The organism is Streptomyces sp. V4I8, from assembly GCF_041261225.1.
Classification (GTDB): Bacteria; Actinomycetota; Actinomycetes; order Streptomycetales; family Streptomycetaceae; genus Streptomyces.
Genome location: NZ_JBGCCN010000001.1, coordinates 830949 through 855683 on the forward strand (window position 1 = coordinate 830949; position 24735 = coordinate 855683).

At 73.2% G+C, this 24735-nt stretch carries 11 protein-coding genes; 6 read left to right on the forward strand and 5 right to left on the reverse strand.

What is annotated here, in order from left to right:
• Window positions 1-53: 53 nt before the first annotated feature.
• A complete protein-coding gene (locus ABIE67_RS03860; RefSeq protein WP_370253138.1) occupies window positions 54-1088 on the forward strand; it encodes an LLM class flavin-dependent oxidoreductase in 1035 nt (344 codons plus the stop codon).
• Here ABIE67_RS03860 and ABIE67_RS03865 read toward each other — a convergent pair.
• The gene (locus tag ABIE67_RS03865; RefSeq protein ID WP_370253141.1) at window positions 1033-13056 is read right to left on the reverse strand and encodes an amino acid adenylation domain-containing protein; all 12024 of its coding nucleotides are present in this window, start codon (window positions 13054-13056) and stop codon (window positions 1033-1035) included. The genes ABIE67_RS03860 and ABIE67_RS03865 overlap by 56 nt on opposite strands.
• A gap of 132 nt (window positions 13057-13188) precedes the next feature.
• Entirely contained in the window at window positions 13189-15177 is a 1989-nt protein-coding gene (locus tag ABIE67_RS03870; RefSeq protein WP_370268135.1) for a BTAD domain-containing putative transcriptional regulator, read from the reverse strand.
• A 128-nt stretch (window positions 15178-15305) separates the two neighbouring features.
• Between ABIE67_RS03870 and ABIE67_RS03875 the strand changes: the two genes are divergently transcribed.
• Window positions 15306-16184 (forward strand): alpha/beta fold hydrolase, encoded by an 879-nt coding sequence (locus ABIE67_RS03875; RefSeq protein WP_370253145.1) that lies wholly within the window; start codon window positions 15306-15308, stop codon window positions 16182-16184.
• A 44-nt stretch (window positions 16185-16228) separates the two neighbouring features.
• Here the strand turns inward: ABIE67_RS03875 and ABIE67_RS03880 are convergent, their stop codons facing one another.
• Together ABIE67_RS03880 and ABIE67_RS03885 are read right to left on the reverse strand one after the other, a co-directional pair.
• Complete coding sequence (locus ABIE67_RS03880; RefSeq protein ID WP_370253149.1) at window positions 16229-17203, reverse strand: TauD/TfdA dioxygenase family protein; 975 nt, start codon at window positions 17201-17203, stop codon at window positions 16229-16231.
• A gap of 117 nt (window positions 17204-17320) precedes the next feature.
• Window positions 17321-18874 carry a glycoside hydrolase family 32 protein gene (locus tag ABIE67_RS03885; RefSeq protein ID WP_370268139.1) on the reverse strand — a complete coding sequence of 518 codons (1554 nt, stop codon included), beginning with the start codon at window positions 18872-18874 and terminating at the stop codon, window positions 17321-17323.
• A 185-nt stretch (window positions 18875-19059) separates the two neighbouring features.
• On the opposite strand from ABIE67_RS03885, the gene ABIE67_RS03890 reads away from it, so the two are divergent.
• The 4 genes from ABIE67_RS03890 to ABIE67_RS03905 are packed head-to-tail and all read left to right on the forward strand — an operon-like array spanning window position 19060 to window position 23688.
• The gene (locus ABIE67_RS03890; RefSeq protein ID WP_370253153.1) at window positions 19060-20469 is read left to right on the forward strand and encodes an extracellular solute-binding protein; all 1410 of its coding nucleotides are present in this window, start codon (window positions 19060-19062) and stop codon (window positions 20467-20469) included.
• Window positions 20466-21419 carry a carbohydrate ABC transporter permease gene (locus ABIE67_RS03895; protein ID WP_370253157.1) on the forward strand — a complete coding sequence of 318 codons (954 nt, stop codon included), beginning with the start codon at window positions 20466-20468 and terminating at the stop codon, window positions 21417-21419. Before ABIE67_RS03890 ends, ABIE67_RS03895 begins: the two co-directional genes overlap by 4 nt.
• A 14-nt stretch (window positions 21420-21433) precedes the next feature.
• Window positions 21434-22288, forward strand: a complete 855-nt coding sequence (locus ABIE67_RS03900) for a carbohydrate ABC transporter permease (protein WP_370253160.1) — start codon at window positions 21434-21436, stop codon at window positions 22286-22288.
• The gene (locus ABIE67_RS03905; protein ID WP_370253163.1) at window positions 22285-23688 is read left to right on the forward strand and encodes a glycoside hydrolase family 32 protein; all 1404 of its coding nucleotides are present in this window, start codon (window positions 22285-22287) and stop codon (window positions 23686-23688) included. The genes ABIE67_RS03900 and ABIE67_RS03905 overlap by 4 nt, the downstream gene beginning before the upstream one ends.
• Here the strand turns inward: ABIE67_RS03905 and ABIE67_RS03910 are convergent.
• Complete coding sequence (locus tag ABIE67_RS03910) at window positions 23651-24715, reverse strand: LacI family DNA-binding transcriptional regulator (protein ID WP_370268143.1); 1065 nt, start codon at window positions 24713-24715, stop codon at window positions 23651-23653. The two genes, ABIE67_RS03905 and ABIE67_RS03910, sit on opposite strands and share 38 nt — an antisense overlap.
• Window positions 24716-24735 lie beyond the last annotated feature (20 nt).

Genomic DNA, 24735 nt, shown 5'->3' on the forward strand with positions numbered 1-24735 from the left:
ATCGAGTTGGCACTGCCGTAAGCGCCATTGAAAGTTCAACGATGGAGGGGTTCATGCCGCCGACCTCACGCCCGCTGCGCAAACTGGGCTTCCTCACCATCGGACTCTTCGACGAGGCGGATCCACGCCGGGGCCACGAGTCCACGCTGGAGATCATCGAGCTCGGCGAACGGCTCGGCTTCGACAGCGCGTGGCTGCGCCACCGTCATCTGCAGTACGGCATCTCCTCCCCCGTCGCCGTCCTGGCGGCGGCCTCGCAGCGCACCAGCCGCATCGAACTCGGCACCGCGGTCATCCCGCTCGGCTGGGAGAACCCGCTGCGGCTGGCCGAGGACCTGGCGACCGTCGACCTCCTGTCCGGCGGCCGCCTCAACCCGGGCGTCAGCGTGGGCCCGCCGATGCACTACGACCGGGTGCGGGAGGCGCTCTATCCCGACACGGCCGACGCCGAGGACTTCGGCTACGAGCGGGTGCGACGGCTGCTGGACCTCGTGCGGGGCAAGCCGGCCACGGACTTCAGCGGAGTCGAGGGATTCGAGGTGTTCTCCGACCGGGTGCAGCCGCACTCCCCCGGCCTCGGCAGCCGTATGTGGTACGGCGGCGGCAGCCTGAGTTCGGCGCGGTGGGCCGGTGAGCACGGGATGAACTTCCTGACCAGCAGCGTCGTCAAGGCCGAAGGCCCCGAGGACGCGGCATCGACGGACTTCGCGGAGATCCAGCTCTCGCACATACGAGCCTTCCGTTCGCACCACCCCGACGGCGAGAACGCCCGCGTCTCCCAGGGTCTCGTCGTCATCCCCACCGACTCCGCGACGCCGGGGCAGCGCGCGCGGTACGAGGAGTACGTGGCGAAGCGCACCCCGCGCACCGCGGCACCGCAGGGTCCGGCACGCCTGCTGTTCGCGCCGGATCTCGTCGGCACCTCGGCGGAGATCGCCGAACGCCTCCACGCCCACGCCGCGTTCCGCGAGGTGGACGAGGTGGCGTTCGCGCTGCCGTTCACCTTCGAGCACGAGGACTATGCGCAGATCCTCACGGACATCGCCACCGGGCTCGGTCCGGCGCTGGGTTGGCGGCCGGGACGATGACCCGGTCGAGCAGATGCAGCGGGGCGGGCCGGACCCCGGCGGCCTCCACCGCGTCCCAGTGAGCGAGGGCGCGGGGCAGGTCCACGAGGCCGTGGGTCAGGGGCAGTTCGCCCGGAGGCCGGCCGGAATCCCTGAGATGGGCGTGGAGCAGTGACTCCAGCCGGCACGACGCCAACGTGCCGGGGATCCCGGGCGGTCGTATGGCGAATCCCGCGCTCGCCACGGCAGGCAGCTCCTGGCTGAGCCGTGTCTCCGTCCGTTCGAGGGCCAGCAGGCCGCCTCCGACGAGCAGCACGTCCTGGTCGCGGCTCATCCGGTCCAGTGCGCTCGCCGTGTCGAAGCAGTGCGGGAAGGAGTCGTCGACCACGATCGTGCCGGGGCACAGCCGGTCGACGTCCAGGAGAGCCGTCGCGCCGCTGACGGCGGTGACGATCACGTCGGCCGCGTAGACCTCCGGGGGCAGCGTCCGCCCCGACTCCGTGACCTGGACCGTTAGCGCCGGATGCCCGGACGAGAGGTCCGCCGCGAGCCGTTCGAGTCGCTCGGTGCTGCCGGGCAGGTCGCACAGCAGAAGCCGGGCCGGTGGCCGGGATGCCGTCGCCAGCAGCAGTCGTAGGGACGAGGTGCCGATCGAGCCGCAGCCGACGACGGCGAGAGTCAGGTCGCCGAGGCTGCGACCCGTCGCCTCGAGTGCGGCGTGGACGGTCTTGGCCACGGCGACGGTCGTCGACGCGTGCCCGGTGGTGATCGCCGCGCTCGTCGTGGTCTCGCGCAGGACGTCGTAGCCGTAGCCGGTGAGCGAGGGGATCATGCCCGCGAGCGAGACGCAGCGTGCGCCGAGGGAGGCGGCGTGCTCGACGGCCCGAGCGGTGCGGACGGCCAGATCGCCGGCCGGGGACAGTTCGTCGGCGAAGAGGGGGAGGGCGACGAAGCCGGAGTTCCCCAGCGGGGTGCCCGTCTCCTCCAGCAGACGGGCGCGCCCGTCCGGGAACAGAAGCGCCCGGATCTCCTCGCGGCCGAGGCCGGGGGTGTCGTACGGCAGTCCGGCGAGGGCGGCGAGGTGGTGGGGGGCGGGCAGGTAGCCGACGAGCGCGGCGTCGAGGTGGGGGCGCCGACGGCGGCCCTCGTGGGCGGGGTCGGTATCGCGCAGCGCCTCCCGCAGCTGCTTGCGCATCTCCTCCGCGAACCCGGTGACTTCGCCCGGCGTGAGGGCCGCCGCCGAGGCCCGCACGGTGATGCGCAGGCCTTCGCCGTCCGGCAACGGCCGCACGGCGAGGAACACATCGGTGCCCACCGGCGGCGGGGCGAGGGAGGTATCGGACTCGTCGGCGTGCAGGGTCAGGCCGGCACCGGCCTCCTCGGTGCCGAGAGAAGTGAAGTCGAGGAAGGTGAAGAAGAACTGGGCGTGGCACGGCAGTCCGGTCGCCGTGCGCACGTCGCTGGGCCCTTCGGTCCTGGCCAGGTCCGTCTCCGCGGCAAGTTTCCGCAAGTCGTCGGCGAAGGCCGGTCGGTCGGCTCCGGTGCCTCCGGTAGGGGCCGGGCGCAGCGCCACCGCTTCCGCGAACGGGCCGAACAGCCGGCGTGCGTCCGGCGTGGACTCCTCGCGTCCGGTGACGGCGAGGCCGAGCATCAGGTCGCGCTGTCCGGTGAGTTCGGCGAGGGCGCGGTAGTACGCGGTGAGCAGCGGCGCGTACAGGGTGCGGTGTGCTGCTCGGGCGAGTCGGCGCAGCTCCCCGGTCGTGGCGGCGTCCAGGGTGAAACCCGTGCTGTGGAACGGCGGTTGGGTATCAGGGGTCTCCCGGGTGGCCGGTCGGCGCAGCGCGGGCTGTGTGTAGGGCGCGCGGAGGCGGGTGCGGTACTCCTCGGCCTCGGGTCCGTCCGGTCGTGGGCGCGCGGCGGACCGGGCCACGTGGTCGCGGAAGGTGCTGTCGAGCGGTGGCAGGCCGTGCGGCAGACCGCGGTCGAGGCGGTCGTAGACGGTGCGCAGTTCCCCGGCGAGGAGGGCGGCGCTGAAGCCGTCGCCGATGAGGTGGTGCGCGTGGACGAGGAGTACGTGCTCGCCAGGCGCCACGGTGAACAGCCGCAGCCGCAGCAACGGCCAGGCCCAGGGCTCCAGTCGGCGCCCCGCCTCCTCCTCGATGCGCCGCTCCAGCAGGTCGGGGTGCGCGAGGGTCTCCGTCTGCACGGGCACGCGCAACGAGTTGGGCAGCTCCTGCTGAACCGGCGGACGGGCACCCGCGGGGAAGACGGTCCGCAGCATCGGGTGCCGGGCGACCAGGACGTCGACGGCGCGCTGGAAGACGTCATGGCGCAGCGGTCCGCGCACCCGGAACCGGGCGAGCCAGCCCGAGCCCGCCCCCGGATCGATGGTCTCGGCGAGCAGGAAGCCCCGTTGGGAGGGTGTGAGGGGGTAGGGGTCCGTCGGCTGCGCGGGGGCTGGGTCCGGGGTCGGGTCGGGTGACGGGTCGGTGGCCGCACTGTCGAGGGCCGCACGGTCGAGGGCCGCCGCGAGTGCGCTCAGCGTGCGGTGGGTGTAGACAGTGGTCGGCCGTGGCACTGCGGGCAGTTGCGCGCGCAGGCGGGCGAAGAGTTCCAGCACCATGATGGAGTCACCGCCGAGGCCGAAGAAGTCGTCGTCGCGGGTGACGTCCGGTACGTCCAGCAGGGCCGACCAGATACGGGCCAGGGTGCGTTCGGTCGGGGTGGCGGGCGGGGCTCCGGGGCCGGCCTGCGGAGGCTCATGGGCGGGGTCGCCCGGGCTGGAATCGCCTCGGTCTGTGTCGCCTTGCCCGGGGTCGAACCGGTCGGCCAGCAGCTTGCGGTCGATCTTGCCCGTGCCGGTCAGCGGGATCGCGGCGATCCAGCGGATGCGTCCGGGCAGCATGTAGGGCGGCAGCACACGGGACAGGAAGGCTCGCACCTCACGCGGGTCCGGTTCGGCCGAGCCGGTCCGGGGTTCGGCGTACGCCACCAGGCGTCCTTCGACGAGCAGTACGGCGGCGCGGGCGATGTCCGGGTGGGTGAGCAGCGCGGCCTCGACCTCGCCGAGTTCCACCCGGTGGCCGCGGACCTTGACCTGGTCGTCCAGGCGGCCGAGGAACTCCAGTTCGCCGTCCGGCAGTCGGCGGACCCGGTCTCCGCTGCGGTACCAGCGCAGGCCGTCACGCTCGACGAAAGCCTGGGAGGTGAGCTGCGGCTCGCCGAGGTATCCGGGGGTCAGCCCGGTTCCGGCGATGAGCAGTTCACCGGCCTCGCCGGGCGCGCAGGGACGACCCTCCCCGGTGACGACGGCCAGTTCGGTACCGGCCACCGGCCGGCCGATGGGCAACTGCCGTACGTCGTCGGCCGGCCGGGTGTCGATGATGTGACAGGTGGCGTTGATGGTGGACTCGGTGGGCCCGTAGAGGTTGGAGATCCTGTGCTCCGGTCCCCCGCATCCGTCGACCAGGTCGAACCATCGCCGTACGTGGGCGGCGGGCAGTGCCTCGCCGCCGACATGGACCCAGCGCAGTGCGGAGAGGTCCGGTGGTGTCCCCTCCCGCCTGGCCCGGGTCTCGGCGGCGGTCAGCAGCCGCTCCCACAGCGTCGGCACCGAACTCCACACCGTGATCCGGTCGTTGACGATCCGTTCGAGGAGCGCCTCGGGGTCCCGTAGGTGGTCCCGGGTGAGAGTGTGGACGGTGGCGCCGGCCAGCAGCGGTGCCAGCAGTTGCCGTACGGAGGCGTCGAAGCAGACGGACGCCGTCTGCACGAGGCGGTCCCCGGGGCGGTAACCGAAGGTGTCCAGCGACCAGTCGAGGTAGTTGAGCATGGATCGGTGGGTGATCGGGACGGCCTTGGGGCGGCCCGTGGACCCCGAAGTGAAGATCACGTAGGCGATGGCGTCAGGGTTGGGGGCGGAGTCGGTATCGGGGTCGAGGTCGGCGGGCGGATCGTCGGTCACGGGCGGCGCGGCTGAGGGCCGTTCGTCGACGGCGACCGGTGTGATCCCGTCCAGCGCGGTGACGGCCTCGCGGGTCGCGGTGTGGCAGACCACCACGCCGACCCCCGTGCGTGCCAGCTGGTCCCGCACCCGGGCCACGGGGTGGGTCGCGTCCAGGGGCACCCAGCCGGCGCCCGCCCGGAGGATGCCCACGACGCCGACCACGGTGTCCGCGCCCGGTTCGGTCAGCAGGCCGACCAGGTCGCCGGGGCGTACCCCACTCGCTCGCAGTCGGGCGGCGAGGGTGTCGGAGGCGGCGTCGAGTTCGGCGTAGGTGAGCGTGGTACCGCCGGTGTCGACCGCCACGGCCCCCGCGGCGGCTCGGAACCGGGCACGGAGGCGGCCGACGATCCCGCCGGCGCCCTCGGCGCTCCGGGGAAGGGCGGACTGCTCGGCCGTGGCCCGTAGTTCCGTCACGTACTCCCCCGCGAGGCGTTCGACGGTCTCGCGTCGGAAGAGGTGCGCGGGGTGGTTCCAGGAGAAGTTCAGGGTCGCGTCCGATTCCCAGCACAGCAGTCCGAGCCGGGTCGCGGCGGACGCGGTGGCCGCGGCGGTCGGGGTCACGGTGACCGGCCAGTCCCGGCCGTGGCTCACGGGGAAGCGGGCGAAGCTGAACCCGGCCGGGGCGACCGTACGCGGGGCGGGGCCGGTGGTGGGCAGCAGCGCGGCGAGGTCGGGACTGGCGAGCGTCGCGTGGGACTCCGCCTCGCGCCAGATCCGCCGCAACCGCCGGGCCAGTACGGTCACGGGCTCGTCGGGGTCGACGACGGCGAACACCGGCAGGGTGTCGGCGAGCGGTCCCACCAGGCGGTCGATCCCGGGTAGGGGCGCCTCCCGGCGGGCACGCGCCACGTTCACGGCGACGGCCCGCTGTCCGCTCCAGCGGGCCAGGCAACGGCCGTACACCGCGAGGAGCAGGTGGAAGAGGGAGACTTCGTGCCGGGCGGCCACCGCGCGCAGCGCCGCCGTGAGCGAGGTGTCGACGGTCGTCTGGTGGTGGGTGAGCGGCGGCGCCGTGAGGGCTTCCGGGTCGCCGTCGTACGGCAGTGCGCCGGCCGTGGCCGCCGCGGTGTGCTCCGCGATGCGGTCACGCCAGTATCGCTGGTCCCGGATGAAGGCAGGGGACTCACGGTCGGTCGTGACGAGTGCCGCGTAGTCGGCGAACTCGGAGCGGGGGTCCGGGAGTTCGGGTGGGCGGCCGTGGGCGAGTGCGGTGTAGAACGACCAGAGTTCCTCGCACAGCACCTTGAGGCTGAAGCCGTCCGCGGCGCTGTGGTGCACGACCAGCAGCAGGTGGGCGAGGTGCGCGTCCCGGCGGTCGGGCACGAGGACGGCACGCACCGGGTCCTCGGTGGTCAGGTCGAACGGCCGGTTGTACAGCCGCTGTTCGAGGTCCGGCAGGGCTGGTGGCGTGGTGCCGTCCGGCTGGTGGACCTCGTACCAGCGGGGCGCCCGGCCGGTGGGCTCGGCGGGCGCGGTGTACTGGCTCGGCGGTGTGCCGGCCCCGGTGATCCGCAGGCGCAGCATCGGGTGGCGGGCGGCGAGGTGGGCGAGCGCCCGGCCGAGGAGGCCGGGGTCGAGGGGGCCGTGGATGGTCTGGCGTATGTAGCCGTAGGCGGTGACGCCGCCGTACAGCGCCTCGGTGGTGAGGAACGCGCGCTGGAGGGGGGTGAGGGGGCGGGGCAGGTGCGCCGGGCCGCGGTGCACGGTGGCGGGCGCGTGGGCTGCTCGCGGGCTCTGTGCGCCGAGATGGGTGGTCAGTTCGCCGATCGTTCGGTACTCGAAGAGCAGGGTGGCGGGCAGGGGCAGCCCGAGTTCCGTCTCCAGGCGGCGCGCGAGGTCGACGGCGGTCAGCGAGTCCAGCCCGAGGCTGAGGAACTGCTCGTCGTCGCCGATCTCCTCGGGTGCCCGGTGCAGGGCCTCGGCCAGCAGGCGGCGGATCAGGGCGGCCGTACGGACCGGGTCGGTCTGGGTGCCGGCGGCGGGCGGCGAGGGAGGAGTCGCGGCGGACGGGCTGTCCGGCGCGCTGTCGGGCGCGCTGTCGGGCGCGCTGTCGGGCGCGACGGCCGCCGTCGCGGGCGTCTCCGGGGAGCTCACCAGCACGTGCGCGGCACCGGTGGAGATGGCCGTCCGCAGCCCCGCGATCGCGGCCCGCGTGGTCAGGGGACTCAGTCCGCGGGCGCGCAGCCGGGCCTCGGCCGGTGGCCCGGCGGCCAGTCCCGCGTCGGCGACAGGGCCGAACCCGATCGACTGCCAGGGCCGGCCCGCCGCGCGCTCGGCGGCGGTGAAGGCGTCCAGGAAGGCGTTGGCCGCCGCGTAGTCGCCGAGCGCGCCGGCGAGGCCGGGCAGTACCGAGGAGACGGAGGAGAAGGCGACGCGTACGGCCGGTTCCTGGCCGTGTCGGCGCAGGGCGTCGGCGAGCAGCACCGTCCCGCGCACCTTGGCGGCGAGCACCTGCCCGATCTCCGCGTCGGTCTTGGAGCGGAGGGTGCCGGGCCGGACCGTACCGGCGGCGTGGAAGACCCCGTCCAGCGGGGGCAGGGTGGCGAACAGGGCGTCGACGGCGGCCTCGTCGGACACGTCGGCCGCGTGGTACCGGGCCCGGGCGCCATGGGCGCGGAGATCGGCGAGCAGTTCGTCGGGCACGCTCGCGGAGCGTCCGGTCAGGATCAGCTCGCGGGCGCCGCGACCGGCCAGGTCACGGGCGAGCGCGGAGCCGAGCCCTCCGGCTCCGCCGGTGATCAGGTAGGTGCCGTCCGGTGGGAGGGCACCGGGCGCGGTGGGAGCGTCCGTCAGGTCCGCGGGCGCACGGCCGAGCCTGCGCCCGGCGCGCCACGCGACGGCACCCTCGGCGCCGTGCTCGTGAGCCGAGTACAACTCCCGTTCCAGGGCGTCGACCCGCACGGTGAGCGCGTCGCCGGAGGACAGGTCGACGCCGCGGGCGGCCAGACCTGGGTGCTCCTCCGGGAGTGCCAGTGCGAAGCCGTGCCGGAGTGCCTGCGCAGGGCTCGTCCGTTCCGTCGGCGCGCCGGTGACGTAGGCGTCCTCGGTGACCACCAGCAGGCGGGAGCAGTCGGCAGGGAGTTGGCCGAGGGCATGGCGCAGGGAGGTGACGGTGGCCTTGGCGGCGGCCTCCAGGTCGTGCCGGGCGTCGTCCCCTCCCAGCCACACGACTGTGTCCGCCGGCGTCGCGACCCGCCCTTGAGCGGTGTCGTCCAGGAGGACCGTCACACCACGACCGGCGAGGCGCTCGCCCAGCGCGAGGCCCAGTGCCCGGTCGCCGCCGAGCAGCCGAACGACGCCGGGCCCGTCGCCAGGCGTGAGCGGCGCCTCCCTCCAGTCGACTCGCCGCACCACAGCCACGGGGCCGGACTTGTGCGGCCAGTGACGGGTGCGCTGGAAGGCATACGTCGGCACCGGCCCCCTCGGCCGACCGGCGGCCGGGGCCGTCCGGTTCAGGGCCGTGCCGCGTGCCCACAGCCGGCCGGCCGTCTCCAGAAGGGTCCGTGCTCCCTCGGCGTCCGCGTCAGGGCCGGTCGTCGAGGGACGTCCCGTGGTCAACACCCCCACGTTCACGGCGCCTTGCGCGCTCGCGACCGCGCGGACGGCCCCGCCCAGGGTGTTCCCCGGGCCCAGCTCGACGAAAGTGTCGTAGCCGTCGTCGAGAAGCCTCGTCACGGCCGCGCCGAACCGCACCGGCTGGACTGCGTGCGCCTGCCAGTACGCGGGCGTCAGGCCGGGCTGCCACTCGCCGGTGACCGTGCTCAGCATGTGTACGGCCGCGGGTTTGACGGTCAGCGCCTTCGCGGCGTCCCGCAGCGGGTCGAGGACCGGCTCCAGCAGCGGTGAGTGGAAGGCATGGGACACCCGGAGTCCGCGGGCGGCCACGCCACGTCTCGCCAGTTCCGCGAGGGCGCGACCGACGGCGTCCTCCGTGCCCGAAATCACCACCTGCGCGGGCCCGTTGACGGCAGCGACGCTCAGCGAACCGCCGGATGCGGAGACGAGCTCGGCGACGGTGTCCTCGTCGCCCCGGACGGCGGCCATGGCTCCGGGGAGGGCCAGTTGGGCCACCAGCCGCCCGCGCTCCGCGGCGAACCCCACCGCCTCGTCCAGGGTGAGCGAACCGGCGACACACGCGGCCGCGATCTCGCCCACGCTGTGCCCGGCGACCGCGTCGGCCGACACGCCCCACTCCGCCAGCTGGCGGGCGAGCCCCACACCGGACGCGACGAGCAGCGGCTGGGCGACCTCGGTCCTGGCCAACTCGTCGGGATCCATGCCGGGATCTAGGCACCACTCGGCGAGCGAGCGCCCGCGTATGGGCCCGGTCAGCGAGGACGCCTCGTCCAGGACATCCCGGAACACCGGCGCGGACGCGTACAGGGCGCGCCCTTGGCCGGGTCGCTGGGCTCCCTGCCCCGGTAGCAGGAACACCGTCCGGGGGCGGGACCGGACGGGCGTGAGGTCGGCCGTGCGGGCGGCGTCGAGGCGGTCCGCCAGGTCGCAGTCGGCGATCACGGCGAGTCGGTACGGACCGTCGTCGCGCGCGGTGTTCACCGTGGCGCAGACGTCCGCCTCGTGCGCGTCCGGGTGCGTGCGCACATACGTGGCCAGGTCAGCGGCGGCCGCTCGCAGGGCGTCGGCGCCGCGGGCCGACAGCGTGAGCAGGTGGGGGCCGTGGGCAGGAGGCGGGGTCGCGGAGGTCGTCCGTCCCGGGGGCTCCTCCAGGACGGCGTGGGCGTTGGTGCCGCCGAAGCCGAAGGCGTTGACGCCCGCGATCAGGGGCCCGGGGGCCCGCCAGTCCCGCTGCTCGGTGACGAGTTCGAAGCCGGGCGCGACGCGTTCCAGGTACGGCGCGGACGGGGTGCTGTTCGGGGTGGGCGGGACCTTGCGGTGCTGGAGCGCCAGGACCGTCTTGACCAGGCTCGGCATGCCGGCCGCGTTGAGCAGGTGTCCGATGTTCGCCTTGACCGAGCCGAGCAGGCGCGGGGTCCCGTCCGGGCGGGGCGGGAAGGCGTGCCCGAGCGACTGTGCCTCGACGGGGTCACCGACCGGCGTGCCGGTGCCGTGTGCCTCGACGTACGACACCGTGTCGGGGTCGATGCCGCACTCGCCGTACGCCTGGGTGATGACCTCACGCTGGGTGCGCGGGTTGGGGGCGAGCAGGCTCAGCGAACGCCCGTCGTTGTTGACCGCGGTGCCTCGGACCAGGGCGAGTACCGGATCTCCGTTCCCCCGCGCGTCCTCCAGGCGGGTGAGGACGAGGGTCGCTCCGCCCTCCCCCGGCACGATTCCGTCGGCGGCGGCACCGAAGGGCCGGCTGCCGCCCGTCGGGGACAGGGCGCCCGCGCGTGCGAGCAGCCGGTGCCCGGTCGGGGTGAGGGCGAGCTGGACGCCGCCGACCACGGCGATGTCGCACTCGCCGCTCTGGAGGCTGCGCCGCGCCAGGTGGAGCGCGACGAGCGCCGAGGAGCAGGCGGTGTCCACCGCCAGGGCGGGGCCGTCGAGGTCGAGCGCCTGGGAGAGGCGGGCGGCGATCAGGTTGGGCAGGTTGCCGGTGAGCGCGCCGGGGTGAGCGGCCAGATCGCCGCCCGCGGCGGCGGCCAGGATCTCGCGGTATCCGCTGTCGCCGACGGCGGCGAACACGCCGATCCTGCGGCCGGTCCGGCGCGGACCCGCGTATCCCGCGCGTTCCAGGGCCTCGTGGGCCAGCTCCAGGAACATCCGTGCCTGGGGGTCGGTCGCACGGGCCTCCTCGTCGTCCATGCCGAAGCAGGCGGCGTCGAAGGCCGCGGGGTCGGGGAGGAAGGAGCCGAAGAATTCGGCGGCGGCGTCCCATCGGTCGTCGGGTACGGGACTCACCGTGTCCCGGCCGGAGAGGAGCAGTTCCCAGAAGGCCTCGGGGGTCTCCGCACCGGGGAAACGGCAGGCCATGCCGAGTACGGCCACTGGTCCGTTCCCCGCGCGCTCGCCGGCCGGCATCGAGACCCGCGTCGCCTCGGGCGCTCCGTCGACATCCCCCATCAGGGCCAGCACATGCCCGGCCAGCGCGGCGACCGTGTGATGGTCGCGCAGGACCCGGGGCTCCACCGTGACGGAGAACGCGTCCTCGATGCCCGCGAGCACCGCCATCGCCTTCAGTGAGGAACCTCCGAGGGCGAAGAAGTGGTCGTCCCGGTCGATGGCCGCCGGGGAGATGCCCAGGGCCTGGGCCCAGATCTCCCGGATCGCTTCCTCGACTTCACGCAGCGAGCGCGGCGCCTCCCCCTGCGGACCACGCTCCCCCCGCCGGGCGGTCGACGACCCCCCGGCCCGCGCGGCGGCCAACCGCTCCTCGACGGCAGCGTAGGCACCCGCCTCGAACCGCTCGCGCATCAGCGCCCGCCGCAGCTTGCCGCTGGTCGTCCGGGGAAACGCCCCCGGCGGCAGCGGCAGCACCCGTACGTCGTCATGCCCCAGTGCCTCGCGGACCCGGGCCGCCGCCGCGTCGAGCACCGGGAGGGCCGTGGCCGGGGCGGGCCGTGCCCACTGCACGAACACCACCACGCGATCGCCGCCGGTGCCGGGATCGGTGGACCCGATGGCCGCCACCGTCCCCCGGGGCAGGCCCGGCGTGTCGGCGACGGTCTCCTCCAGGTCGGGTGCGTGGAAGGTACGGCCGCCGACGAAGACGACGTCCTTGTGGCGGCCGGTGACGCACAGCCGGCCCTCGTTCAGGAAGCCGAGGTCGCCCGTGCGCAGCCAGCCGCCGGAGAACGCGGCCGCGCTCGCCTCGGGGGCGCGGTGATAGCCGCGGGCCACCTGAGGTCCGCGTACCTCGATGTGGCCGACACGCCGGTCGTCGAGCGGTTTCCCGGAGTCGTCGGTCACCCGGAGTTCGCAGTCCGGGACGGGACGGCCGACATCCATCAGTTCGACGGCGTCCGGGCCCGGTTCGGTGGGAACGGCCCGGCCCCGGCTGAGCGCCTTCCGGTCGAGTCGCAGGGGCGCGGCGATCTCCCCGAGCGGGGGCACGGTCACGGCGAGTGTGGCCTCGGCCAGTCCGTACACGGGGAGCATGGCCGTGGCGTCCAGCCCTGCCGCCCCCGCCTTGGCGCCGAACTCCCGCCACACGCGCGGTGCGATCGGCTCGGCGCCGACGAGCATCAGGCGTACGCATCTCAGGTCCAGTTCGGCCCAGGTGCCGTCCGGCACCCGCCGTGCCGCCAGGGCCAGCGCGAAGTTCGCCGCCGACAGCAGGGTGGCCCGGTGCCGGTCCACCGCTTCGAGCCAGCGCGCCGGGCGCTTGGCGAAGGTCAGCGGTTCCAGCCGCACCTGCTTCACCCGTGCCGCCATGGGCACGAGGTGGGTGCCTATCAGCCCCATGTCGTGGAAGTACGGCATCCAGCTCGCCACCACGTCGTCCGGCGTGATCGCCATGGCGGCGCGGATCTGGCGGAGGTTGGCGAGCACGGCCTCGTGGGTGAGTTCCACGCCCTTCGGGGCACCGGTGCTGCCGGAGGAGAACTGGAGGAACGCGAGGTCCTGGGGCCCTCGGCGGGGCAGCGCGCGCAAGGGACGGCCGGCGCGCAGCACGTCCAGCCGCAGGGCGCGCACCGGTCCCGGGATGTCACCGACCAGGACTTCGGTGATGTCGTCCACGACCACGGCGGGCCTGTCGAGGAACTCCCACACCGGCCCCACCCGACGCGCCTCCGGGGCGAGCGGCACGGGCACGAGCCCCGCCGCCAGCGCTCCCCAGAACATCGGCTGGAAATCCTCGCCGCGATCCGCGAGGAGAGGCACGGGCGTGCCGGGCTCCAGTCCCGCCTCCCGCAGCCCACCCGCCACGCGCAGCGCGTCCTCGCGGAGCTCGGCGAAGGTGACGGTGCGTTCGCTGCCGTCTCCCCGGACATGCACGACGACCTGGCCGGGTGACTCCTGTGCGGCGTGCAGCAGTACGTCGAGGAGCGTGACGGCGGTACGGCGCCCGGGAGTCGGCATGCGCATCCTTCCTCGTCGCACGGGGCCCGGCCCGTGGACGCGCCCCGCCGGAGTCCAGTACCCGGGCCGGGCGTTGTCGATCATTCACCTGTACGACGACGAGTCTCGTCGAACGGTTCACCGGCGAAATGATCAGTTGTCCACGGCCCCGCTGCCAAGGGCCGTCGCGATGTCGTCGAGACAGGCCGAAACCGGGCCCAGCGTGAGCAAGCCGCTGCCGGCGCCGGCCAGTTCGTTCGCCGCCGGAGCGAGGGCGGCGTGGGCGCGTACCAGGGTCGGCCGGTCGCCGAGGGTCAGGGCCGCTCGGGCGGTGAGACACCACAGGGCCTCCTGGAGGAGGTCGCGGGGTGGGTCGGGCGTCGCGTGGAGGGCCTCGGCGGCCTCGGAGCGTCGGCCCTGGTCGAGGAGGAGCAAGGGGCGCGCCCAGGGGGCGTAGGGACCCCAGTCCGTGTCGTCGTCGAAGCGCGGGGGCAGGGCGTGCCGCACGCGCAGGCACAGCAGCGCGAGCGGCAGCAGGCCCCGGGCGAGGCCCGGCATGCCCGCGCCGTTCAGCAGGGCGGCCGCGTCCTGGTAGGCGGCCTCCACCTCCGTCACGGGTGCCTGGCCGGTGGCGTCCAGCCGCAGGACGGCGTACCAGCCGGTGAACACGCCGACGAGCGGCCGTTCGTGCCGTGCGGCCAGCGCGTCCGCGGCGGCCGCGTGGTGGTCGGCCGCGGTGAAGTCCCCGAGGGCGCTGCGGGCCTGGAGCCGGACGAGGTGGCCGAGGACCTCGAAGGTGCCCAGTCCGTGCCGGGCGGAGAGCGCGACCAGCTCCGCACCGATCTCAGCACGGCGGGGCGCCAGCCCGGCGTGGTCGAAGCACTGCATGAAGGCCGCGTTGAGGGCGAACGCCAGCAGTGCCGGATCGTCCAGCCGGCGGGCGATCTCCTCGGCCTGGCGGGCGGCCTGAGGGCCACGGGCGAGCAGCGTGCCGCGCGACTCCAGCGCGATCGTGGCGAGCAACCGGGCCCTGGCCGCCTGGTGGCCCTCGGCAGACAGGGCGGTGAGGGTGCGCTCGGCGGCCGCGACCACGTGTGCGGCCTGTTCCGGGTCGTCTAGGCGGGTCCAGATCGCCGGGACGTCGTAGGCGCCGATCACCCGGGCGGTCAGCGCGGCGTCGCCCAGTTCCTCTGCGGCCGCGACGGCGGCGACGCGGTGCTCGCGGGCGGCAAGCAGTCCGCTGCCGCCGGTCACGGCGAGGTCGCGCAGCAGTCCGGTCGTGGACTCCAGGCGGGCGCGGGCATCAGGGGCGACCGTGCGGTCGTAGGCGGCGGCGACCTGCTCCCAGACCCGGCCGGCGGGGTTGCCGCGTGCCTGGCCGAGGTGGTCGGCCTGGTGGAGGATGTCCGCCTCCAGGGAACGCAGGCCCGGCCCCGGGTCGATGCCCAGCTCCTCGGCCAGCAGGGCACGCGCCCGGCGCAGCACGTCCAGCGCGTCGGCCTGACGGCCCGTGCGGTACAGCGCCAGGGCCAGCAGGCGCCAGGCGTTCTCCCGCCAGGGGTGCTCGGCCGATTGCGCCCGAAGGTCCGCGGCCGCCCGGTCGGCCAGGCCGAGGGCCAGCAGCGCCTCGGCGCGCAGCTCCACGGCGTGCAGACGCAGCTCGGTCAGGCGGCGGCTCTCGGTCCGGGCCCACGCCTGCTCCGCGAACTCCGCGTAGGCGGGGCCGCGCCACCAGCCGAGCGCCTCCTCCAGCCGTACGACCGCTTCCCTGGGCGGCAACGTCGCAGCGGCGGTGACCGCCTCCTCGAAGCGCCGGGCGTCCACCGCGTCCTTCGCGGCGCGCAATGCGTAGCCGGGGCCGTCGGTGACCAGCAGCCGGGCCGGAGTGCGGGGCGGGCGGTCGGGTTCGAGGGCTCGGCGGAGTGCGGCGACAAAGGTGCGTACGGCGCCCACGGCGTCGGCGGGCGGGTCCGTCCAGAGGTCGTCGACCAGGCGGGAGACGGGCACGACGTGGCCCCTGGCGACGATCAGCCGGGCCAGCACCGAGCGGTGTCTCGGGCCCTTCAGGTCGATCGCGTCCCCGCCGGTGTCCCAGGCGACCACCGGCCCGAGTACGCCGAAGGCACGTCCCACGCCTTCCATCGCCGTCCTCCCGCCCCGGGCCGTCGCCACGCCGCTGCTCATCGCCCGCTCATCCGTCGCCGAGAGGATCGAGGAACCCGATCTTCCCGAAGGGAATCCTCCCCCATCGAATCGAAAGGAGCGGCGCCATGACACCTGCCATCGCCGGCTTCGATCATCACCGCGTCCCCGTCGCCGACGGGGTGTCCCTGCACACGGCGGTCGGCGGCTCCGGCACGCCCGTCGTCCTGCTGCACGGCTTTCCGCAGACCCATCTGATGTGGCGCCATGTGGCCGCCGACCTCGCCGCGGACCACACCGTGATCTGCCCCGACCTGCGTGGCTACGGCGCCAGCGACAAGCCGACCGAGACCGACGGCACCGTGTATGCCAAGCGGACCATGGCCGCGGACATCGTGGCCCTGGCCCGTGAACTCGGGCACGAGCGTTTCGCGTTGGGCGGGCACGACCGTGGGGCCTTGGTGGCCTTCCGTGCCGCGCTCGACCACCCCGAGACGGTCACGCACCTGGCGTGCCTCGACATCCCGCCGACCCTGGACATGTGGGAGGTGATGCACGGCGTGACCGCCGCCGTAGGCTTCCACCTCTATCTGATGGCCCAGCCGCCCGGCCTGCCCGAGCGCATGATCAGCGCCGCGCCGGACGCGTTCTTCGGCCACTTCCTCGACATCTGGACGTCCGACCGGCGGGCCGTACCGGCCGAGGTCCGCGCCGCCTACCTGGCGGCCTGCCGCGAGGCCGTGCCGTCGATCGTGGCCGACTACCGGGCTTCCGCCGGCATCGACATCGAGCACGACCGGGCCGACCGGGCGGCCGGAACCACGCTCCGGATGCCGGTCGGTGTGCTCCAGCAGGACTGGGGCGCCGCCCTCGGCTTCGACGCCGCCGCGCTGTGGCGGGCCTGGGCACCGGATCTGCGGCACACCACGGTCACCTGCGGGCACTTCATGGCCGAAGAGGCGCCCGACGACATCGCGAAGGCGTTGCGGGACCTGCTCGCCCGCTGAACGCGCGAGCCGGAACCATCCACGCCCCTGCGACCCGCCGTCGGCTACCAGCGCCCCGGTTCGGTCCCGGTGATCGGTTCCGACGGTTTGCCGTCCACGCCGACCGGGACGTCCCCGGCCAGCATCACCCGGTGCATGGTCCGGGGGAAGTCGAGGTGGGCGTTGTCGCTGGGGGCGAGGTGGATGGTGGCCCGGTTGTCCCAGAAGGCCACGCTGCCGGGCTCCCAGCGGAAGCGGACCGTGTACTCGGGCCGAGCGGCCTGCTCCAGCAGCATGTCGAGGATCGCCCGGCTCTCGGCCCGCGAGAGGTCGGCGATCTGCTCGACGTAGTAGCCGTTGACGTAGAGCACCCGCTCCCCCGTCTCCGGATGGACGCGCACCAGCGGATGCAGCGAGGCGACCTGATGGTCCAGCAGATGGCGGACGTAGGCGTCGTCGCCGGGCCGGGGCTGGTAGCCGACGCCGAGGCGGTGCTCGGCGCGCAGTCCGTCCACGAACTCCCGTACCGGGCCGGAGAGTCCGGCGTACGCGGCCGCCAGGTTCGACCAGGTCGTGTCGCCGCCGTACGGGGGTACGGTCTCGGCGCGCAGGATCGTCGCGGCGGGCGGGTCGACACGGGCGCCGTGGTCGCAGTGCCAGCCGCGCAGCAGGGTGTGGCGGCGGCGCCGCAACCACTCGTCGTGCTCCATGCCGAACTTCCCGCCCAGCTCCAGCCGGTCGGCGGTGGTCTCGATCTCGGGGAAGTCCGCCGGGGAGGCGCTCCCGCGCTTGCGCAGGACGACCGGTTCGCCGAACCGGCGCGCGAACGTCACATGCCCGGCATGGTCCAGCCGCTGTCCGCGGAAGAACACCACCTTCCAGCGCAGCATCGCCGCCCGGATCGCGGCGACCACGGGGTCCGCCAGGTCACCGGCCAGGTCGACGCCCGTGATCTCCGCGCCGATGTGCCCGGCGACCGGTCGCACCTCGATCCCCGCGATCCGCTCCGTCCCGTCCGCTGTGGCCCTGTCCGTCGTCATGCCCGCTCCGTCGGTCGTCCGTACGTACCGGCTGCGGTCCGAGCCGGTTCCAGGAAGATCGTGACAGTGTTCGGCGGGCATGGCGACAGGGCCTCGGGACAGCGGTTCACAGCGGCGTCAGACGGCGAACTCCCGTATCACCGTGTTCCGGAACACCGCCGTGCCGTCGATGGTGAAGAGCGCGAGTCCGGTGTCGGCCGGATCCGGGAAGGCCTCGGTCGAGTGCGCGTAACGGCCGTCGTCCACGAACATCTCGATGGACGTACGGTCGATCAGAACGCGCAGCCGCACCGTGCCCGCGGACGCGTCGAAGGGGCTCCGGCTCTCCTGCCACCGGCCGGTGCTGTCGGGGCTCACGGTGTATCCGCGGTTGACGAAGGCGTAGTCGCCGTAGATCCCGGCGTCGATGTGGCGCCCACCGTCGGAGGAGCGCCGCAACTGGAGCCCCGCGCCGGTCAGTTGGTCCCAGGTGATCTCGGTGGACACCTCGTACGCGGTGCCCGTGTAGTCCAGCAGGAGGGTCCCGTCGACCTCCAGATCGCCCAGGTTCACCGTGCGCGCCACGTGGTCGTCGAGGCCGGTCACCGGCTGGGAGGCCAGGTAGTACATGCCGTCCGCCGCCCGCCGCAGCGTGACCTCGCGGACGATCGAGTCGGTGCCGTTGAAGCCGTCGCACTCGATGGTAGGCGTGGTGTTGGCGTAGTCCCAGTGGTTCATCCAGCCGATCGCGTACCGTGCCGCCGGGTCGAGCGTGCCGCCGGCGTCCCGCTTCTCGAAGGTGACGGCGGCGTACCAGTCCCAGCCGTGGTCGAGCCACTGCGGGTCGCTCAGGTCGGGCGTGAAGGTGGTGCCGTCGAAGGATCCCGTCCAGTAGGCGTACGTGCTGGGCAGCCCGGACCCCTTCCCGTTGGCGCTCACGCCCAGCACCCACTTCCAGGTGCCGTCCGCCGCCCGGATGCGGAACAGGTCCGGGCACTCCAGGACGCCGATGCCCCCCTTGATGAAGCCTCCGACGTACGTCCACGACTTGAGGTCGGCGGAGTGGTAGAAGCCCACCTTGTCGTTCTCGGCGAGGGCCATCACCCAGCGCCCGCGCTCCTCGTCGCGGATGACCTTGGGGTCGCGGAAGTCCCGGACGCCGGGGTTGGGCAGCACCGGGTCGGTGCCGTGGTTGGTGAACGTACGGCCGCCGTCGGTCGAGTAGTACAGGTACTGCGCCTGGGTGACGTCGCCGGGCGCCATGGTGGCGATGACGATCACCGCGCCCGCGCCGAAGCCCGCCGTGTTGTCGGTGTCGATCACCGCCGAGCCGGACCAGACGTCGCCGTTGGGTGTGGTGTCCTTCGGCACGGCGATCCCGCGGTCGGTGAAGGAGACCAGGTCGGTGCTGGTCGCCAGGCGCCAGGTCGTGCCGGCGGTCGTGCCACCCGTCGAGTAGTCGGGGTTGTAGAGGTAGTAGTAGTGGTACTCACCGTCGATCCACACCGGCCGCTGCGGGTCGTTCATCCACTGGTCGGGGACCGTGAAGTGGTACTCGGCGCGGTAGCTGCCGGTGCAGGCGGCGGCCGTCGCGGACGCCGCCACGGCGGGTCTCGGTCCGGCCGGCAGCACTGCGCCGGCCGCGCCCACGGCCGAGGCGATGAAGAGTGACCTCCTGGATATTCCGGGCATACCAAATGTGCCACGCATGGTGCGGCTCCTTCCCCGACGTCGTCGTCAGGACTGCGGCTCGTGGAGCAGGACTTTGCGACCTAACTCGTTAAAGGTCAAGTGCTTCGCGACTATTGACAGGGACGTAACACCCTTCACATCATCTGGGGCATCACTACTCGACTAACACGAGTTAGGCACGTTGGATGACCGACTCGCACCTCAACCGCCGCAGCCTGCTGCGGTACGGCGCCTACGGCGCGGGAGCCGCCGCGCTGGCCGGTACCGCCGCGAGCTGGGACCGGCTCACCGGAGCCGACATACCCGGCCGCGACGACGGCTCCCTGGTCGTCGCCACCCTCGGCCCCGCCTACGGGCCGGAGGCCATCCGCACACTCACCGAGGGCTTCAAGGAGGTCCACCCCGACATCAAGCTCCGCATCAACGCCGTGCAGGCCGTCGACTGGTCGGACTTCTTCACGAAGATCCTCACCCAGATCGCGGCGGGCACCGCGCCCGATCTCGTGTACGTCGCCACCGAAGGCGTCCAGCTGTTCGCGCAGCGCCTCGGGGTCCCGCTGGACGACTGGGTGAAGCGGGACGCCGAGGAGCTGCGCGAGTACTTCGCCGACGTCCATCCCTCGCTGGTGGAGTCGATGATGTACGAGGGGAGCCTCTACCAGCTGCCGGTCGAGTTCAACGCCGCCGACATATACCTCAACAACCAGGTGCTGAAGCGGGCGGGAGCGGACTTCCCGGCGGCCGACTGGACCCGCGACGACTTCACCGGCCTGCTGCGGGACATGAAGAAGTCCAGCGGCTCCCAGTTCACGCCCTACTTCTGGACCAACCGTCTGTGGGGCGGCGTGGTGCCCTGGCTGTTCGCCAACGACACCAACCTGCTCACCGAGTCCAAGGCGCCGGGCGGCGGCTGGCTGTGGGACTCCTTCTATCCGGCCGCCGCACGGCAGGGGCGCGGGGGCGGCTTCCGTTGGACGGCGCCGCAGGCCACCGAAGCGCGGGTGGAGGAGGCCTACGACTATCTCGCCTCCCTCATCCAGGAGGGGCTGTGCACCCGCCCCGAGGGCGGCAACGGCCAGAACCTGATCGGCGTGTTCTCCACCGGACGGGTCGGGGTCACGCCCGCCGGCGGCTTCTGGGCGGGCGGCCTGCACCTGGCCGGCATGAAGGCGAACGGCTTCGACGTGCAGTACTTCCCGCGCTGGCGCACCCAGCGCATGCAGTACGGCGCCGCGGGCTACGCGCTGCTGCGCACGTCGAAGCGGCAGGAGGAGGCCTGGGAGTTCATCAAGTACGCCGCCCGCAAGGACACCCTGACGCGGCTGTTCGAGACCAACCAGACCACTCCGGCGCGTCGCTCGATGCTGACCGCAGACCGCTACCGCGAGACCGGCCCGAGCCACTGGCAGGTCTTCTACGACACCCTCGACAAGTTCCCCGACACCGGTCCGATTCCTGCCCCGCCGCAGGTCGCCGAGGTCGAGCAGGTGCTGCTCAAGCACACCGGTACGGCCCTGGCCTCGCGGCGCTCGGTCGCCCCCGCGCTGCGCCGGATGCAGAGCGATCTGGAGAAGGCCATGGAGCGTGACGTATGACGAACATCCAGATACCGGCCGTACGGCCGCAGCAGCCGGCCGCGCCGGCGACGCCCGCGCCCCGGTCCTCCGCCCGCGACCGTGGCTCCCGGCTGCTGGCCACGCTGTTCCTGGCGCCCACGATCGTCGGCATCGTCGTCTTCACGGTCGTCCCGATCGTCGGCTCGGTGGTGCTGAGCCTGTTCCACTGGAACGTGATCGACGACCCGAGCTTCGCCGGGGCCGCCAACTACCGTGAGGTCTTCACCGATTCGACGGTGCTGGTGTCCTTCCGCAACACGCTGGTGTTCATGGTGTTCGCGGTCGCGCTGCAACTGGTCGTCGCCCTGGTGCTGGCCCTCGCGGTGAACGGGCGGATGCCGGTGTGGCTGCGCTCGGTGTTCCGGTCGGCGTTCTTCTTCCCGCTGGTGCTGTCCGCCGCGTCGATCTCGGTGGTGATGAAGTACCTGTTCAACCAGGACTTCGGGGTCGTGAACTGGCTGCTCGGCCTGGTCGGCGTAGCTCCGGTGCCGTGGCTGACGTCCGAGAACGCGGCGATGGCCACGGTGATCCTGGTCTACGTCTGGCAGCAGTTCGGGTTCTCGTTCCTGCTGTTCGTCGGCGGTCTGAACAACATCCCCAAGGAGATCCACGAGGCCGCCTCCCTCGACGGCGCGACCGGCCTGCGCAAGCACCTGAACGTGACGCTGCCGCTGCTGTCCCCCACGCTGCTGGTCGCGTCGGTGGTCGGCATCATCAACGCGCTCCAGGTCTTCGAGCAGCCGTACGTCCTCACCAACGGCGGTCCCGGAGACGCCACCCGGACCGTGGTGATGGTGATCTACGAGAGCGCGTTCGAGCAACTGCGCTTCGGTGAGGCCTCCGCGGTGGGTGTGCTGCTGTTCGTGCTGATCATGACGGTCACCGCCCTCCAGTTCCGGCTCAGCCGGCGTTTCGTCCACTACCAGTGAGCCGGGTGACTTCCATGAGCCAAGCAACCCTGTCCCTGAGCCGCACCCGGCACTCCCTCGCGCCGTGGGCCCGCATCGCCGCGCTGGCCGTGTGCGCGCTGCTGACGCTGGGCCCGGTCGTCTGGACCGTGTCCACCTCGCTGCGCACCCCGGCCGAGGCCTTCGACCTGCCGCCGAAGATCATCCCGACGGATCCGTCCCTGGAGGCGTACAGCGGGGTCTTCGACCAGATCGACGTCTGGCTGCTCGCCCTGAACTCCACGCTGGTGACGGCCCTCGTCGCGGTGGGTCAGATGATCACGGCCGGTCTCGCCGGGTACGCCTTCGCCCGCCTCGAATTCCGGTTCAAGAAGCCGCTGTTCGGGTTGGTCCTGGCGACCATGATGGTGCCGCTGCAGGTCACGATCGTGCCGGTGTTCCTGGTGCTGAAGTCGATGGGCCTGACCGACACCCTGCTCGGTCTGATCATCCCGGCCTTCCCGACCGCGTTCGGGACCTTCCTGATGCGCCAGTACTTCCTGGGCATGCCCAAGGATCTGGGCGAGGCGGCGATGCTGGACGGCTGCGGGCCCTGGCGGATCTTCCGGTCCGTGTACGCCCCGCTGGCCGCGCCCGGTCTGGCGATCGTCGGTGTGCTGGCCTTCAACTACCACTGGAACGAGTTCTTCCGGCCGCTGATCCTGGAGACCTCCGGCCAGAACTACACCCTCCCCCTGGGCCTGGTCTCCCTCCAGGGCAATCTGGGCACCGGCTCCATCTCGGTGGTCCTCGCCGGTGTCGTCCTCTCCATGATCCCCGCCGTCGCCGTGTTCGTCGTCGGTCAGCGCCCTCTGCGTGAGGGCATCACGTCCGCAGGAGTCAACCGTTGAGCCTCACCGCTCGGTCCACGGACCCCGGCGCCCCGCGCTTCCGGGTCCGTCCCCCCGCCAACTGGATCAACGACCCCAACGGGCCCTTCCGCTGGCGGGACCGGTACCACCTCTTCTACCAGCACAACCCCACCGCCCCCGTGCACGCGAACGTCCACTGGGGGCATGTCTCCAGCGCCGACCTCGTGGAGTGGGAGCACCATCCGATCGCGCTCACGCCGACGCCCGGCGGCCCGGACGAGGCGGGCTGCTGGTCCGGGTGCGTGGTCGACGACGACGGCGTACCGACGGCGGTGTACACGGGAGTCGACCACCAGCACGTCGGTCTCGGCACGATCTGCCTGGCGCGGGCGGTGGTCCCGGAGGACGAGACGCTGACCGACTGGAAGCCGCTGCCGACGCCGGTGGTGAGCGGTCCGCCCGCCGACCTGGACGTGGTGATGTTCCGCGACCCGTTCGTGTTCCGGAGCGGCGGGCGCCGGTGGGCACTGGTCGGCGCGGGGCAGGCCGACGGGACGCCGTCCGTGTTGCTGTACGACTGTGACGACCTGACCGACTGGCGGTTCGCGGGCGTGCTCCTGGACGGCAACGACCCGGGCGCGGCGGACGCCTTCGGCGACGAGGCGGTGGGCTGGGAGTGCCCGCAGCTGTACGTGACGCAGGGCGGGGACTGGGTACTGGTGTTGTCGCTGTGGGACGGCGACCCCTGCGGCACCGGCTATCTGACGGGACGTCTGGAACCGTGCGGTGAGGGGGAGTTGCGATTCGCCCCTCGCATCGGCGGGCGGCTCGACCACGGGCGGGACTTCTACGCCCCCGCCGTGCTCCAGGAGCCCGGACGGACGTTGCTGTGGGGCTGGTCGTGGGAGGCCCGCGAGCAGGGCGAGGTCGACCGGGTGGGCTGGGCCGGGGTCCTGACCGCGCCGAGGGTCGTGGACGTGCACCCGGACGGGGCCCTGCGGGTCGTACCGGCCCCGGAGCTCGAACTCCTGCGTGCGGCCGACCCGTTCGTCACCCCGCCGGGTCGGCGCGCCCCGCTCCCGGAGGCGTACGACCTGACGGTGACCGCTTCCGGCCGCACCACCGTGAGCCTGCTGCGGTCCGCCTCGGGCGCGGAGCTGACGGTGACCCTGGACCCGGACGAGGGCACCGTGACGCTCGACCGGGGTGACTGGCCCCGGACCGGGGCCGAGGGTTCGGCGCCGATCGTGGTGCGGGCGCCGGCCCGCGAGGTGCGGATCCTCGTCGACGGCTCGCTGTTCGAGCTGTTCGTCGGCGATCGGGCGACGGTCACCGAGCGGGTCTACCGGCGCCCGGACGACGTGCCCGAGCTCGTCGTCTCGGGCGACCCCGGCGCCACGGTCACCGGCTGGGAGCCGGCCCCACCGACGCACGACTGATCACCGGGCAGGCCAGGCGCCGTACCGTCGCGGGCGGCGTCCGGCCGGTGTCGATGGCGCCGAGGACCAGCCTCGCGGCCGCGTCGCCCATCGCCCGGTGGGGCAGCGCGACGCTGGTGAGGGGCGGGGTGAGGAACTCGGCCATGTGTTCCTGGTCGTCGTAGCCGACCACCGACAGGTCGCCGGGGACGGTGATGCCGAGCCGGGTCGCGGCGTGCAGAACGCCGGCCGCGACCCGGTCGTTGTAGCAGAAGATCCCGGTGGGGCGCCGGTCGGCGGGGGCGCCGTCGAGGACGCGCGTCGCGCCCTCGTAGCCGCCGGCGATCTCGCCGCCGGTGCGGACGACCCACTCCTTGGGGACCGTGACGCCCTCGGCGCGCAGCGCGTCCCGGAAGCCGCGTAGGCGGTCGACGGAGGCGAGGTCGTCCTGGCCGCCCACCATGGCGACCCGGCGGTGCCCCTGGTCCAGCAGCAGCCGGGCCGCCGTACGGCCGCCCGCGCGCTCGGCGGGGATGACGGCGGGCAGGGAGTCGTCCTCGGGCAGGCAGTTGGCGAGGACGGAGTGGGTGCGGTGCAGGCCTTCGGGGACGCGGACGCGGCGCAGCGACATGGCCGCGTAGATGATGCCGTCCACGCGCCGGTCGAGGAGTTCGGCGACGGCCGCGTCCTCCTTGGCGGGGTCGCCGCCGGAGTCGATGGTCAGGACGAGATGGTCGCTGTCCCAGGCGGTCTCCATGGCGCCGCGCAGCAGCCGGCCGGCGAAGGGCGAGGAGGCGATCTCGTCAGTGACCAGGCCGATCACGGCCGTACGGCGGCGGCGCAGGCCGCGGGCGACGGGGTCGGGGCGGTAGCCGAGCTGGGCGGCGGCCTGGCGGATGCGTTCCTGGGTGGCGGGCGAGAGGTTGCCCTCGGCGCGGCCGTTGAAGACGAAGGAGACGGCGGTGTGCGACACCCCGGCGAGCCGGGCGACGTCGCGTGACGTGGGCCGCCCGGACCCCGCCGGCTGCTTCTCCTCGGTGCCGCCCATGCCGTCCGCCGCCCTCATCC